12 protein-coding genes and 1 tRNA gene are annotated in these 14,451 nt (G+C 60.3%); 3 read left to right on the plus strand and 10 right to left on the minus strand.

Annotated elements, in window-relative coordinates; translation table 11 throughout:
- Positions 1-174: 174 nt before the first annotated feature.
- The 4 genes from HUU46_04760 to HUU46_04775 all read right to left on the minus strand — a co-directional run bounded on the left by HUU46_04760 (position 175) and on the right by HUU46_04775 (position 3,360).
- Positions 175-251, minus strand: a tRNA-Arg gene (locus HUU46_04760).
- A 152-nt stretch (positions 252-403) separates the two neighbouring features.
- Positions 404-1,489, minus strand: a complete 1,086-nt coding sequence (locus HUU46_04765; protein NUM52935.1) for a Gfo/Idh/MocA family oxidoreductase — start codon at positions 1,487-1,489, stop codon at positions 404-406.
- Positions 1,490-1,558: 69 nt separating this feature from the next.
- Positions 1,559-2,008 carry a hypothetical protein gene (locus HUU46_04770; protein ID NUM52936.1) on the minus strand — a complete coding sequence of 150 codons (450 nt, stop codon included), beginning with the start codon at positions 2,006-2,008 and terminating at the stop codon, positions 1,559-1,561.
- Positions 2,009-2,079: 71 nt separating this feature from the next.
- Positions 2,080-3,360 carry a Gfo/Idh/MocA family oxidoreductase gene (locus tag HUU46_04775; GenBank protein NUM52937.1) on the minus strand — a complete coding sequence of 427 codons (1,281 nt, stop codon included), beginning with the start codon at positions 3,358-3,360 and terminating at the stop codon, positions 2,080-2,082.
- 180 nt (positions 3,361-3,540) lie between these two features.
- Between HUU46_04775 and HUU46_04780 the strand changes: the two genes are divergently transcribed.
- Positions 3,541-4,650, plus strand: a complete 1,110-nt coding sequence (locus HUU46_04780) for a tetratricopeptide repeat protein (GenBank protein NUM52938.1) — start codon at positions 3,541-3,543, stop codon at positions 4,648-4,650.
- Between the two features lie 15 nt (positions 4,651-4,665).
- Here the strand turns inward: HUU46_04780 and HUU46_04785 are convergent, their stop codons facing one another.
- The 6 genes from HUU46_04785 to HUU46_04810 all read right to left on the minus strand — a co-directional run bounded on the left by HUU46_04785 (position 4,666) and on the right by HUU46_04810 (position 12,452).
- Entirely contained in the window at positions 4,666-6,948 is a 2,283-nt protein-coding gene (locus tag HUU46_04785; protein NUM52939.1) for a hypothetical protein, read from the minus strand.
- 52 nt (positions 6,949-7,000) lie between these two features.
- Complete coding sequence (lpdA, locus tag HUU46_04790) at positions 7,001-8,398, minus strand: dihydrolipoyl dehydrogenase (protein ID NUM52940.1); 1,398 nt, start codon at positions 8,396-8,398, stop codon at positions 7,001-7,003.
- Between the two features lie 174 nt (positions 8,399-8,572).
- Entirely contained in the window at positions 8,573-9,868 is a 1,296-nt protein-coding gene (locus HUU46_04795; GenBank protein NUM52941.1) for a 2-oxo acid dehydrogenase subunit E2, read from the minus strand.
- Between the two features lie 15 nt (positions 9,869-9,883).
- Positions 9,884-11,065: a mannitol-1-phosphate 5-dehydrogenase gene (locus HUU46_04800; protein NUM52942.1), complete on the minus strand. Its 1,182-nt coding sequence runs from the start codon at positions 11,063-11,065 to the stop codon at positions 9,884-9,886.
- Complete coding sequence (locus HUU46_04805; protein NUM52943.1) at positions 11,062-11,655, minus strand: class I SAM-dependent methyltransferase; 594 nt, start codon at positions 11,653-11,655, stop codon at positions 11,062-11,064. The genes HUU46_04800 and HUU46_04805 overlap by 4 nt, the downstream gene beginning before the upstream one ends.
- Positions 11,656-11,666: 11 nt before the next feature.
- Entirely contained in the window at positions 11,667-12,452 is a 786-nt protein-coding gene (locus HUU46_04810; protein NUM52944.1) for an inositol monophosphatase, read from the minus strand.
- A 168-nt stretch (positions 12,453-12,620) separates the two neighbouring features.
- Between HUU46_04810 and moaA the strand changes: the two genes are divergently transcribed.
- Both moaA and moaC read left to right on the plus strand, forming a co-directional pair.
- Positions 12,621-13,658 (plus strand): GTP 3',8-cyclase MoaA, encoded by a 1,038-nt coding sequence (gene moaA / locus HUU46_04815; protein ID NUM52945.1) that lies wholly within the window; start codon positions 12,621-12,623, stop codon positions 13,656-13,658.
- A 10-nt stretch (positions 13,659-13,668) separates the two neighbouring features.
- The gene (gene moaC / locus HUU46_04820) at positions 13,669-14,136 is read left to right on the plus strand and encodes a cyclic pyranopterin monophosphate synthase MoaC (protein NUM52946.1); all 468 of its coding nucleotides are present in this window, start codon (positions 13,669-13,671) and stop codon (positions 14,134-14,136) included.
- Positions 14,137-14,451 lie beyond the last annotated feature (315 nt).

Here is a 14,451-nt window from a genome sequence, read left to right on the forward strand (position 1 = left end):
GGAACGCCGTCACCCAGTTTATTTAGCATTCCGTAACTTTTCAGCAAACACAACACTGCGGCCTGCGAATATGGCAGACTTCGCAGCCCCAAGAGACTGGAACTGTATCACGCGAAAAGCGGGGAAGTCAAAGCGGGGACGCAAGATACGCCCATAAAAACAGTGGAAAAAAGTTGGCGCGCCCGACTGGACTCGAACCAGTGGCCTACGGCTTAGAAGGCCGTTGCTCTATCCACCTGAGCTACGGGCGCGAACGGACGCCGAAAAACGAGATGATGGCAATTGGACGCTGCGCTAGACTTTGCTCGCCGCGGGGAAGCCGTGTTCGGGCAGTCGTCCGCGAACGATCACTTAACAATACCAGATCGCCCGAAAAGACGCCAAAAGCGAGACAGTTAGCGAACTACTCGATTCGTTGCGCCTGGCCGGACTCGGCGGCGCGGTAGAGCGCATAGACGGCTTGTAGCACCCGGAGCGATTCGTCCGTGGTGATGGGCGGCGATTCGAGGCCCATGCTCGCGCGAACGGCGGAGCGGACGAAGACGGCGTAGGGATCGAAGTCCGCGGGATTGTTGAAACTCCTTTCCTGCGGACCGGCGCCGGATTTCGCGGAGTACCACTCGACCGTGTGGTCCTTGTCGTTGTCGATTTGCAGCCAGCCGTCCGATCCCCAGACTTTGAGGTGCATCTGATTGCCCTTGTCGAGGTAGTAGCCCGACGTAAGCGTACCGAACGTGCCGTTGTCGAAGCGCATGGACATCGCGACGGAGTCTTCGATATTGATGGGCTGGCCACCGACGTTTCCGGTGAAACCGGCGACCTGCTCGACTTTCGCGCCGGTAATGAACATACCGAGGTCAAGCCAGTGCAGGCCGAGCCAGGTGAGGTGCCCGCCGCCGGCTCGCGCCTTATCGGCCATCCACGACTTGTGGTACGCCTCGCTCGTCAGCCGGGTCTGATCCTGCACAATATGCATCTCGATTCCGTAGACCTTCCCAATCTCGCCGGAGGAGACGAGGCGCTTCGCTTCGACGACCTCAGGATTCACGCGGTTGCAAAGGGCGAGCATCAGGTGGAGTCCTTTAGCGTTCGCCTTCGCCGCGAGCTTTGCAAAGTCCTCCGCGTTGGTGCAGGCCGGTTTCTCCGCCATCACGTGGCCCCCCGCGTCGAGGGCAGCGTCAATGGCGGCGGGTGCGAGTTTGGCTTCCATACTGATCAGCGCCAGGCGCGGGCGCTCGTTTGCGAGAAGGTCGTGGTAACTGGCATAGACCTTGGCGAGCTTTTCACCCAGCGTCGCACGCGCTTTTACTTCGTATGTGCCGTCGGGATCTGACAAAAGCACGATACCGACTTCCTCAGCCTTTGCCAGGGACTGCAGATAAATCTCGACGTGGGCGCCGCCGGAGTGGGTGATGAGGGCGACCGTGATCCGCTCGCCGGGAGTTGGCGGCGCAGCAAACGCGATTGAGGCAGCGCCGAAGGCGCTCATTAGCACACGACCGAGAAAGTGGCGCCGGTCGAACTCGGGTATATCGTCACGCATGTCCAAGGCGGGATATCAGGTTGCGAAAAAGCTTCGAATGACGAGCGCTGCCGTGTCTGCAATGGTCAGAACCGTTAGCGCGAACAGGGTAACTGAGAGCAAGACGACAGCGGCTTGCGGCAATGTTGTGGATAGGCTTAATACACCAAAAATTACGACCGGCAGCGCGCATGCCATTCGCGAATACAGGAATAATTCCGTGGGGTTTGACGATTCGTACGTCTCGGCGTCTTGGCAAAACCAGACGATCAAAAGCGAGAGTGTGGTAATAATAGTCCCTGAAATTGCGGCAATTGCGAATTCGTTAACTTGCCCAAGGTTCCAGCCAACGTGCGCGGATGAAACCCACGGTTCAACAACAAGGAATGTAAGCAATACATCCTGAAAAGCAAAGGAAAGTAGATGGATAGTGTAGCGGAGCTCCGGCCGCATAGGGCCAACACGCCGAATCGCCTTGCTGATCATCTCGACTGCGTCCTCATCGATTAGCGGTCAGCTACCGCGCGCACACTATTGTACTCGGCGGTGATCCTGTATTACACGATCGGTTCCCACCCCGGCTCGTACTCGCGCTTCCAATATCTCATCGCGTCGTCGTCGTTGAGAATCGCGCCATTCTTTGGGTCGCAGGTGAGCGCGCGGCCCGTGCGGTGCGCGATGTTGCCGAGATGGCACATGGTTGTGCTTGGATAGGCATGCTCGATGGCGCAATTCAACAGGGACGGATCGTCTGCACGCACGGCGGCGAGGAAATTGGCGATGTGTTCCGGTTCCCCGAGCGTGCCTTTCACCTCGCGTACGAGTTTGTCGTTCGCGTCGTAGAGCGTGTAGTCGCCCAAGTCCCCGATCTTGAGCATGCCCTTCTCGCCGTAGAACGAGACAAAATCGTCCACATGTTGATTGCAGCTATGACCCTGCCACGTGATGAGTTTTTCGTCCGCGTATTCGAAAGCTACGACGTGGGTATCCGGTGTCTCCTGGTCATCGTCGAAGCAGTACCGTCCGCCGCTCGATGTGACGCGAACGGGAAAATCGACTTGGAGTCCCCAGCGGCACAGGTCGAGCGTGTGGACACCGTTGTTGCCGAGTTCGCCGTTTCCCCAGTGCCAATGCCAATGCCAGTTGTAAGGAATGAGATTGTCCTTGTACGGCCGGCGCGGGGCGGGGCCCTGCCACAGTTCGTAGTCGAGATACGCGGGAACGTCCGCGGGCTTTCCGGTGCCGATCGTGCCACGGCCTCCCCAGAGGTGCGATCGGGACGAGTAGACGCGGCCCAGTTCGCCGGAGTGTAGCAGTCCGATTGCTTCGCGAACATTCGCGCTGCTGCGGCGCTGCGTGCCGACTTGCACCACGCGATCGTGCTTGCGCGCGGATTCGGCCATTGCCTGCGCTTCCCACGGATTATGGCTGCACGGTTTTTCGACGTACACGTGCTTGCCCGCATTGCAGGCGAGAATGGTTGCGGACGCATGCCAATGGTTGGGCGCCGCGCACACCAGCGCATCGAGTTCCTTGTCGTCGAGCATCTTTCGGAAATCGGCGATAATCTGCGGTTTCGGCGCGCCTTTCTTTTCGACGGCCGCGCACCCCTGCTCCGCGCGCCGCGTGTCGGTATCGCATACATACCGCACTTCGACATCGGGCTGTTCGGCGAACCCGCATGCAAGCGAAAGCCCACGCGACAGGCCCATCACGCCCACCACGACACGATTTGACGGCTTGCCTTGCGCGCTCGCCGCGTGCGCGGCGAAGGCAGCGCCCGCGGTCCCGATTGCAGCGCGGTCGATGAATTCACGGCGGTCCATCTTCTCGAACATGTGCAGCGGACTCCCTTGGCTCGAATCATGCGCCCGCAACCTGATACGGGCACTATCGGTGGTGAGCGACCATCGTACCCGCAAGCACACGGGCGCTCAAACTATCGCGTTGTCAATCGGCCGGCGCAGTTTGGTACTATCGCGACCCCAAGCTGCTTCTAAACTCGGAAGGGTACGACTATGCGCCGCATGCTTCTCGCTTCAGTTGGCCTCGCTGTGCTTCTCGCTGGATGCGCCACGACAAACGAAGGCCCAACGTCGATCGGCACCGCCAAAGCGCCTGCCTGGTCGGTGAAGGCGACGCCGCCGGAGATGCAAGTTGCGGTTTCGCCCGCGGGGAAGACGCTGCGTGTGTTGGGCTCGTCCGGTATTGTATTGGGCGCGAGCGCGGACGCCATCGTGAATGCGAAGTTCCGCAAACCGATCCACGATGCGCTCGAGGGCTACGACGCGGCCGGGGAATTCAAGAATATCATCAAGGCGAAGCTTGAGTCCGTATTGGGCGCGGAGTTGGCGGAAGTCGCGCCAATGGGATCGACCGCGGGCGCGAAATCGACGGACGACGTCATCAAAGCGCGGTATGCCGGCCTTGCAAAGAACGGCCAGGACGCGCTATTGGATTGCGTGGTGCGGTTCGGCGTCTACGGATCGGACGGCACGCTGGCGACGAAGCTCGATGGGAAATTGGTCACGCTGCCGGACGGCCACTCGCTATGGGACAACACAATCGTCGCGACGACCGAACCGGTGCTCGCGAATGCGAAACTCGGCGACCCCACCAGCCGCATGGGCGTGAACATTACCAACCCCGAGTTCACGGTCGATGACGAAAAGATGGCGCGCTGGACCGCGGACGGCGGGGCAGTGCTGAAGGAGCGGTTCGAGTTGGCCGCGAATGCCGCCGCGTCGGCGATGTTTGTAGACCTCGGACTCGGCGATGACGCGCTGGGGCACTACACGCTCGGCGTTTTGTTGATGAACGAGAAAAAACACAAGGAAGCGGCGACGCATTTCGAGCAGGCGCTGCGACTGGATCCAAACCTCATCGACGCGCGCAACGCGCACGCCGTCAACATGGCGCACTACGGCCAGGTCGATGACGCCATTGGCGTGGCCAAATCGCTGACCGAGTCGAATCCAGACTACGGCCCCGCGTGGTTCAACCTTGCCTACTGGTACGCAGCGGAGAAGAAGGACGGCGCAACGGCACAACCGGCATACGAAAAAGCGCTGTCGCTGGGCATGCCGAAAGACGGCAAGATCGAGAAGGCGGTCAATAAGTCATCGTAGCTTGCTTCGCGACGCCTATTGAAGCACCCACGTATCACGTTCTTTCAGCGAACGAATCGTCGACGGCAGCAACACAGCCACGCTGACCAGCAATGCGGCCAACGCGATCGCGGATGCGATCATGCCAATCTTCACGAGCGGTGGGTCGTATACGAACACGACTTCTTTCGCTCCTTCGGGAATCTCCACGCCGCGGTAGAGCGCATCCACCGCAAGAACGCCCGCGGGCGCGCCATCGATAGTTGCTTTCCATCCCGGGAAGAATGCATCCGCCAAGACGAGTATCCCTTTTGAGACGCCATCCAACGTGATCGTCACCTTCGTATTCGAGTCCGTTGGTTGTACGGCGACTGTTCCCGGGGATTTGTCCGCGGGAAGCGGGGCAGGGGGTACGCCCTGCTCGATAACGATGGGCGAAGTGGAACTCACTTCCGCGGGAGAGTATCGTTCGACGTTGCGCGCTTCGTACGCCATCCACGCGCGGCCTTTCGCCTGTGTGTCGAAGAATAGCACTGCCCCCGTTGGAAGCACCTGTTCAATACGCAGCATTTCGCGAAGCGGCGCGAACTTCCCCTGGATGTCTTCCTGCTTCAGTAGCAGCAGTTGCGAACCCGAACGCCGGAAGAGAAGCGGGTCGTCCTCCGTGCGGGCCCTGTAATCGCGTTGATGCTTGATGACCACTCCGGCGCTTCCGAAAAGCTGAGGGACGGAACTGCCCGCAAGGGGCCAGTCGGCGAGCGCGGTGCTGCCGGTAACGCGCCCGCCGGTTTTCTTCAAGAGCGCGATGAATTGGGTCTCGGGATAGAGCAGTTCGCGCGGCGTCGATGGCAGGTGTGCGGCAAAGGTAATAAGCAGGTCCGCTGCCAATAGCGTGGCGAGAGAATAGCCCATGCCGCGAATGGACGGGTTCACGACATTGTACGCGAGGACCGCGACCGTGACGATAATAAACACGAGCGCAAACGCCGCCGACCACCACGGACCGGGCACGAGTCCAGCCTGACCGCCCGGCCAAAGTACGGCTACTGCCGCGGCGATCAAGCTTGCCGGGCCAATGAACAGGAACCGCTTGAGTGTTGTCTTGATTTCGTGCGGTCCGAGCCGGAGCCATTCATCCGCAGTGAAGGACGCGAGAAGTCCCAGAACAAACGCGTTAGGAACCAGCAGGTGCTCCGGATTCACCGATCCACAAAATGGGATCGAATCGCGCAGTGACATCCACACATGCGCAAGCACGCTGAGCCCGACAATGGGCAGCAGTGATGCTTCGTAGCGGCGGCGCGTGCGCTCTTCTGCGAAGGGACGTAGCGAAAACCACACGGGAAGCAGAAGCGCCAGGACAAGACCCGAGTGACTCGTGATGGTGGCCCCCTCCGACAGTCCGTTGGAACCTGTGTTCAAGAAGGGCAGTATCCACGACGCAAATTCGAACCGGTGCGGCGCATAGCGAATCGCGGGAAGGCCGGACTCGACGGCATAGCGATTGAATTCCATGTACGGCAGCAATTGCACACTCGCTATGCCGTGCGCAAGTGCAATGGCCGCGCCCAACGACAGCAGTGAGACGCCTGTCCCGGTAATACCGCGCCATTCTCTAAGGGTGCGCAGCGCGAAATAGAGAATGGCGAGAATAAGCACTACCGCGAGCGCTTCGGGTTCGCCGCCGAGCAGCATCAGTCCGATTACCGCAGCGCCGCCCGGCCACGCACGGTATTGGCCCAACGCAAGGCGCTCCGCAAAGACAATGAGTAGCGGAAGCCACGGCAGCACGTCCGATATCGGGAGAACCGACCACAGTAACAGCGGCCCGCTTAGTTGAAACGCCACGACCGGGATCATCGAAAGCGCTGGGGGCATTCCAAAACGTCGCGCTGCAAAGAACGCGCAGCAACCCGCGACCCAAAGCTTCAGGAAAACACTGACAAACAGCGCGGTCGGCGCGTCGCCCACGTAAAACGGAACCGAGAACGGCGACAAGCATCGTGTCCGCCAAATCGCGAGAAATGGCTGGCCCGCATAGTCGAGCGGGTTCCATAGAATGTCGCCGACGTGTTCGGTACTTGCGAGAAAAACGAACCAGGGATAGTAGCGTTGCGCCTGTTCATTGGCCGTAGGATTCGCATCCGCGGCTGCGCCCGCCGGGCGGGCCTCTTCCCAAGGTGCATACGCGAGTGCGCTTTCCGCGTTGACCGGCACATCGCCGCGAATAACACAGGGAAGTAGAAGGCACAGGGGAACGACGGTCGCAATGAGGAGACAGATGCCGTTCTCGATGGCAGGCCGATACCGCAATCGCAACGTGCTTACCTCATCCGTTCACTCGCGCGCCGCGGGGACGTACGCGACGGCATCAAACCTTCGCTTTGCGCGCGGGCGTATGAATACCGACGCCGTAGTAGTCTTCGGCCGCTTCCATGACCGTCTCCGCGAGCGTCGGGTGCGTGTGGATGGTGTGCGCCAAATCCTCGACGGTCGCTTCGAGCTTCATCGCGAGCGCCGCCGACGCGATCAGCTCGCCTGCCTCCGCGCCGATAATATGAACGCCGAGAATTTCATCCGTGTCCGCATCCCCAACGATTTTCGCCATGCCGTCGGTTTCGCCCATCGCATGCGCGCGACCACTCGCCATGAAGCTGAAGCGGCCAACCTTCACGTCGTATCCCGCCTCGCGCGCCTTGGCTTCGGTCAGTCCCACGCTGGCTACTTCCGGGGAAGTGAACGTGCACGCTGGAACGACACGGTAGTCCATGACTTCGTCGCCCCCCGTCGCGTTCGTCGCCGCTACGATACCCTCCGTGCTGGCGCCGTGGGCGAGCATGGTCTTGCCAGTCACATCGCCGATCGCGTAAATGCCCGCGACATTCGTTTCCATACGCTCGTTGACGAGAATCGAGCCGCGGTTCCCAAGCGCCACGCCAAGCCCCGGGGTTTCGGAAACGACGTCGGAATGAAATTTTCTCCCGATTCCCACGAGCACCAAATCGACCTCCACCGCACCCGCATGCTTGCCTTGCAGCGTGGCGCGGACGGCCTTCTTGTCACGGTCGAGTTTCTTCACCGTCGTCTCAGTACGCACGTCGATACCGCGTTTCTTGAAGATGTTGGCCAGCAATTTCGTATTCTCGGCATCGTCCAACGGCAAGAGATTCGGCATCATTTCGACGAGCACCACTTCCGAACCGAACGCATTCCATATCGAGGCAAACTCAGCGCCTATTGGGCCGCCGCCAATCACGAGCACACGCTTGGGCGTGGCATCGAGTTCGAGCGCTTCCGTACTGGTAATAACGCGCTCGCCATCCGTCTCGAGGCCGGGCAACTGCGCGGACGAACTGCCCGTGGCGATTATGATCGCGCCTGCGCGAATCTCTTCCTTGCCGACGTGAATGAGTCCCGGCGCGGCAACGCGCGCTGTGCCGTTGACAACTTCAATCCCGTGGCCCTTGAATAAGTTGCGAATGCCCGCCTTGTTCTTCCTGATAACGTCGTCCTTGCGCGCGCGCAGGGCCGCGAAATCTACGCCGCCTGCCTTCGCCTTCAGGCCGAACGCTTCGGCGTGCTGCAATTTATGGTATAAATTCGCGCTGGTGATGAGGGTCTTCGTTGGAATGCAACCCCAGTTCAGGCACACACCGCCCAACTCGTCCTTCTCGATCACGACGACGCGCGCACCGCGCTGGGCCGCGCGTATCGCCGCGACGTACCCGCCCGGGCCGCTGCCAATCACTACTACGTCACATGCGTCCATGCAATTCTCCGGTCAATCGGCCGTTGATTCTTCGTTAGTCAGCTAAAGTGTGACGAGGTTGAAGGTACGCAACAGCCAATCCAAGATGTAAAGCAACATGAAATACAGAGGATTATCCAGAATCCAGAATTCAGTCTTCTCGAACATGTGAAATTTCTTCGAGATCGGGCGGCTCTAAAGCCGCGCTTCCTCGAGCAAGCTCTTCAAATGTCCCATGAACTGCGCGGCGAGGGCTCCATCGATGACGCGATGATCCGAAGAGAGGGTCATCTTCATGATTGGGCGGATATGTATTCCACCATCGATCGCCACTGGACGATCCTTGATCTGGCCGACGGCAAGGATGGCGCTGTCAGGCTGATTGATGATCGCCGTGAAATGGTCTACGCCGAAACCTCCAAGGTTTGAGATCGTAAACGTGTTTCCTGCGTAGTCGTCCGGCAACAGCTTTCCCGTGCGCGCTTTATCCGTAAGCGCCTTGCACTCGGCCGATATGTCCTGCAAAGACTTCGCTTGCGCGCCGCGCACGACGGGCACGATAAGCCCGGTCGGCATAGCTACCGCAAACCCAAGGTTGACGTCCCCCATCTCCTCGATGGCGTCGCCCTGCCAACGCGCGTTCACCGCGGGGAACTGGACGAGCGCCAGTGCGGTCGCGCGCATGACGATGTCGTTGAACGACGGTTTCCACGGCAGCCCCTTGCGCAACGCCACCGCGTTCGCCATATCGACCTCGACCGTAACGTAATAATGCGGCGCGCCGAATTTGCTGTCCGCCATGCGTTGCGCAATGATGCGCCGCATTGGCGTCAGCGGTAGGCGGCGCGTTTCGCCCGCAGGGATCGCCGGAACGGCGGGGCGCGCCCCCGACACGTCCGCCTTCGTGACCCTTCCGCGCGGCCCCGAACCCGCGACGCGCGCGATGTCCACGCCCGAGGCCGCGGCCTGGCGCTTCGCCGTCGGCGTAGCGTTTACCGATGCGGCATAGGCCTTCACGTCCGCCTCCATCACGCGCCCGCCAACCCCGGTGCCGGGCACCACGTTCGGATTGACGTGCAGCGCCTCGGCGGCACGGCGCGCACGCGGCGAAACTGCCCGGCCACTCGCATCGGGCGGTTGCGTGGCCGTTGCGGCTGCCGGCTTGGGAGCTTCTGCAGGTTTCGCTACCTCGCCCACCAACGCGGGAGGCGCCCCCGCCATATTTCCATATTTCGCCAAGTCTGGCAGCGGTTCGTCGGCTTCCCCAACCAGCGCGATAACGGTCATTACCGGGACAGTCACGTCGCTAGGGAGCAAAATCTTACGCAGCGTACCGCTGGCGGGGGATTCGCATTCGATCTCGGCCTTGTCCGTTTGGACCGCCAATAACGGCTCACCCTTGGCTACGACGTCGCCTTCGTTCTTGAACCACCGGACAATGGAGGCCTCTTCAACAGACTGACCCAACTGGGGCAACTTAACTTCGTGCATTCGTTCTATCCTTACTCAGGCGCGAATCCAGCCTTCTGCATCCAGCCTGCGAATCCCACTGGCGACGAGGCATCCGAGAATGGAATCCGGATCTAACGTGCATACCTCTCGCAAGACCCCGCTAAGTCCCTCTCGTGCAAGGCGTTCCTGAATGGATTGCGCGGCCGGATCGGACGGATGATCGTACCGAATCGCGGCGGCGGCTGCAAACGCGAGATTGAGCGGCGAGACTCCCTGCTCCAGACACATGGTTGCCGCCCCGATTAGCCGGTCCCGTGGCCCCAACTTTCGAATCGGGTCGCGTGCGACGCGCTCGACTTGGTCGCCGAGAAGGCGATTTCCAAAGCGGCGAAGCAGGTCGTCCGTATGCTTTCGGAGGGCTTGGACATCCATCCCGTGCTTCCGTGCCAGCCCTTCGCAGGATTCAGCCAGTGCAGTTTCGATCTCAGTTCTGACCGCCGGGTCGCCGACCGCTTGCCAGATGTACTCGTAACCTTTGAGGTAGCCGAGGTAGGCAGCGACGGCGTGCCCTGCGTTGTGGACGAATAGCTTGCGCTCGACGTAACCCGCGAAATTATCGCGCGGCTGAAGGTTCTTCAATTCGGGGATTGGGCCCTTGAAGCCATCTTTATCCACCGGCAAATGGCAGTACTCCTCGACACACACCAACAGCGGGTCCTCCTGCCGCTGCGTCTCCGTCATGACGGGCACCATGCGGCCGATGCTCGCCTCGACGAACCCGACCTTCTCGTCCAGCACGGCGTGGAAGGTGGGGGAGAGGTGACCCCGCACCTGCTCGCGCAAATACGGTCCCGCATCCAGAAGGTTCTCGCAGACGATTACGTTCAGCGGGGTGGCATTGAAGTCGGCGAAACGCTGTTCGATGCCCGCCGCAATGAGGTGCGCTATCTTCGGCAAAACGGGTACACCCACCGCCGTCGCCGCGATTTCGGCCCCGGCAAGGGCCTTGGCCACGGCATCCGTCTTCGTTGCGTGAACCGCGCGCACGTTTTCGATGCACATCGTGTAACTCACGTCATCGAGAATGCGCAGCGGGTAGCTATGGCGGTCGTTCAGGCCGGCCACCAACGCGTCGGCAACATCGACGAAGGTCGTTTCGTAACCCGACTCGTAGAAGAGCTGGCCCAGGAAACCTCGGCCGATGTTACCCGCGCCGAACTGGACAGCCTTTCTCATGCACACTCCTCGATGCGGCGGCCCTTTTCAAGCACGATTCCGAAGTGGTATGGCGGTATAAGGATGGTTTCGCCCTCCAGGCGGTCGAAACCGGCCTGTGCTGCCCAATTCGCGCAATCGTCAGGCGTGGGTCGGATGTCCAACGATGGCCCGCGCGGGGTAGGGATATCGGACCTCCAGTGGATAATGCCCAGCTTCCCTTTCGCGGCCAGCACGCGATGCGCCTCGCGCAGCAGTCTGCTCGGTTCTTCACAGTGAAGGATATTGAATAGCATTGCGTAGTCCACGCACCCGTCGGGCAGTCCCGTTCCTTCTTCGACGAAGTCTCGCCGCAGCACGCGCACGTTTGTGACGCCAAACCGCACCGCGCGCTGCTCAGTTGCCTGAATCATCTCGGGTTCGATGTCGAGCGCGAAGACAGTACCCGATACGACATTCGCCGCGGGAATCGTGAACGTACCATACCCGCAGCCAAACTCCACGACGTTAACGCATCGCGAGTCTAACGCCAGCGCGGCAAGTATCGACTCGGGATCGAAGAAGGAGTCCCACATCGCCTCTTCGGGCATACCGCTTTCACGTGTCTTCATCGCAGCGCACCTCAAACAATTATCGAGCGCAGCGAGTCGTGCAGCAATCCGTTACTCGCCAGCACGCCGCGCCCGCCGTCGAAAAGGTGTATGGGGCCGCCATTCAGCCGGGTCACCCTTCCGCCTGCCTCCTCGACGATGATCATCGCGGCCGCGTAGTCAAATGGGTTCAACGCGACGTGGACGTACGCGTCCATGTCCGCGGTGGCGATCGAGCATAGCCCGATGACGGCTGCACAATGGCATCGGACCTGTCCAATTTCGACCATGAGCCTCGAGAACCGATGTAGAATCTCTTCCCGGTCCCAGGGTCCCGAGAAATCGACCTCCGCCCGTGCACTTGCCAATCCGCCCACGTCGGACACCACGATCCGCTCACCGTTGCGGAATGCGCCACCTCCCTTTTCCGCCAGGTAAAGCTCACCCCGGCCCGGCACGGCCACGCCGCCAACCACGGGGCGTCCCTGCTCGGCAAAGCCCAGTGAAATGCCAAATGCGGGAAAGAGTCCGCGGACGAAATTCTGTGTACCGTCTATGGGATCGATGAGCCACGTACGGCCGTCCGGGTCGGCTGGCACTTCGTTCATGCCCGCTTCCTCGCCGTAGATCGCGTCGTGTGGAAACTCTTCCTGAATCCGCCCGACGATTTCCTCTTGGACGGCCAAATCGACCTCGGTCAGGAGGTCGTTGGCTTCCCGTTTTGTCGAAATGCGCATTCCGTCCCGCATGGCATACTTCGAGCGGACGAATATCGCCATGTCGTCCAGGGTAGACTGTATAAATTCACGTTCACGCATATGCTGCTCGAAGTATTTGGGAACTCTCGGGTGTCTCGGCGCACTTCTTCCCAATTTCGCCGCCGGACATAAGTCGGGCATAATACGGTAATTGAGGCCGTTTCTGGAAATCGGGAGCGAACTACTGCCCCGCCAACGGCGCTCGGACTATCTGAAGGACGTTGCCCAGTGGCCGTAATCGAACAAACCAGACCTGTCGTCGATTCGCTGACGCGTCCGCTGCACGACCTGCGGATTTCCGTCACGGACAAGTGCAACCTCCGCTGTACCTACTGCATGCCGGCCGACCACTACCACGACAGCTACGAATTCCTGACGCGGGCGGAACTGCTCAGTTTCGAAGAAATCGCGCGGGTCGCACGACTGTTTGTCCAGGCGGGCGTATCCAAATTGCGGATCACCGGCGGTGAGCCTCTCTTGCGAAAGGATCTGCCGGTTCTGATCGCAATGCTGCGCGAAATCCCCGGCGTGATGGACTTGGCGCTGACGACAAATGGAATTCTCCTGCCGCAACTGGCGGACGCACTAAAGGTCGCCGGGTTGGACCGTGTGACGGTGAGCCTCGATTCGCTCGATGACGAGGTTTTCAAGCGGATGAACGGGCGCAATGTTAGCGTTCAAACCGTACTCGACGGAATTCGTGCCGCGGAGGACGCAGGTCTGGGGCCTATCAAGATCAACACCGTCGTCCAGCGCGGCGTCAACGAGGACGGTGTGCTGGCGCTCGCGCAGCGCTTCCGGGGTACGGGCGCCGTGCTCCGGTTTATCGAATACATGGACGTAGGCAACTGCAACGGCTGGCGCGAAGATGCGGTCGTGACATCCCGCTCTGTGCGCGACCGGATTGCGGCGCAGTATCCCCTGCTTCCGCTGGGCGCAAACTACCACGGCGAAGTCGCCGAACGGTATCGTTACGCCGATGGAACAGGCGAGATCGGATTCATCTCGTCCGTGAGCCAGCCGTTTTGCGGGTCGTGCACACGCGCGCGTTTGTCCGCCGACGGCCAAGTGTTTACGTGCTTATTCGCGTCGCGCGGCACAGATTTGAGAACTGCATTGAGGAACGGCGGTTCGGACGAGGACCTGAACGGTATATTGTACGAGGTGTGGAAGCGGCGGCGCGACCGGTACTCAGAGCTTCGCGCGGACGCACAGCATTCGCATACGGCGGTACGAAAAGTCGAAATGTACCATATCGGAGGTTAACGAGAAACCGATGCTCTCGCATGTCGATGAGAATAACCAGCCCAAAATGGTAAACGTCGCCGAGAAGCCGATAACGCGGCGTACCGCCAAAGCGCGCGCAGTCGTAGCCTTGCCGCCGGCCATCGCCGCGGAGTTTCTCAACGGAGAGTTGGTGACGAAGAAGGGCCCCGTGCTCCAAACGGCCATCGTGGCGGGCGTCATGGCTGCCAAGCGCACATCGGAACTGATTCCACTCTGCCACCCATTGGGGCTGGATGACTGTAAAGTCTCTGTGGAATTTGACGGTCAAAGTTGCCTGGTCGTGACTTGTGAAGCAGTCGTCCACGCCCGGACCGGCGTCGAGATGGAAGCCCTGACGGGGGCGTCCATAGCCGCCCTCACGGTCTACGACATGTGCAAGGCCCTATCTCACGACATCACAATTCAGGAGGTTGCATTGATATCAAAAACCGGCGGGAAAAGCGACTATGGGTTGTAGTCTTAGCGCCACAGGAAATAGGGTGTATGCCTTCCACTATAACCCCTTTGAGCTTGCTTTCCATGGTCAATCGGCTGACCAAAGAGCGCACTTAGCTGCCAAAGTCGGTGCGATGTTCGACCCCCACTTCGTCGTCGGCCACGTTATCGAGCGGCCCACACAAATGCCCGACGATTCCGCCCGACAGATGGGTGTCAACCTTGTGCGGGGGGATGGGCAGCATGGGCTACTGTACCCTGGGGAACTCGACAACTATGTTCGACAGCAGCAACTGGTCGACGTTGATGTCGTATTTGCCGAGTCAGAGGCGGATAG

It is taken from the genome of Candidatus Hydrogenedentota bacterium (assembly GCA_013359265.1).
Classification (GTDB): Bacteria; Hydrogenedentota; Hydrogenedentia; order Hydrogenedentales; family SLHB01; genus JABWCD01.

What these genes read in the sequence shown, in the direction of transcription:
- HUU46_04765 (NUM52935.1), bottom strand. Translation starts at nt 1,489, where the DNA reads ATGAGCGCCTTCGGCGCTGCCTCAATCGCGTTTGCTGCGCCGCCAACT.
- HUU46_04770 (NUM52936.1), bottom strand. Translation starts at nt 2,008, where the DNA reads ATGATCAGCAAGGCGATTCGGCGTGTTGGCCCTATGCGGCCGGAGCTC.
- HUU46_04775 (NUM52937.1), bottom strand. Translation starts at nt 3,360, where the DNA reads ATGTTCGAGAAGATGGACCGCCGTGAATTCATCGACCGCGCTGCAATC.
- HUU46_04780 (NUM52938.1), top strand. Translation starts at nt 3,541, where the DNA reads ATGCGCCGCATGCTTCTCGCTTCAGTTGGCCTCGCTGTGCTTCTCGCT.
- lpdA (NUM52940.1), bottom strand. Translation starts at nt 8,398, where the DNA reads ATGGACGCATGTGACGTAGTAGTGATTGGCAGCGGCCCGGGCGGGTAC.
- HUU46_04795 (NUM52941.1), bottom strand. Translation starts at nt 9,868, where the DNA reads ATGCACGAAGTTAAGTTGCCCCAGTTGGGTCAGTCTGTTGAAGAGGCC.
- HUU46_04800 (NUM52942.1), bottom strand. Translation starts at nt 11,065, where the DNA reads ATGAGAAAGGCTGTCCAGTTCGGCGCGGGTAACATCGGCCGAGGTTTC.
- HUU46_04805 (NUM52943.1), bottom strand. Translation starts at nt 11,655, where the DNA reads ATGAAGACACGTGAAAGCGGTATGCCCGAAGAGGCGATGTGGGACTCC.
- HUU46_04810 (NUM52944.1), bottom strand. Translation starts at nt 12,452, where the DNA reads ATGCGTGAACGTGAATTTATACAGTCTACCCTGGACGACATGGCGATA.
- moaC (NUM52946.1), top strand. Translation starts at nt 13,669, where the DNA reads ATGCTCTCGCATGTCGATGAGAATAACCAGCCCAAAATGGTAAACGTC.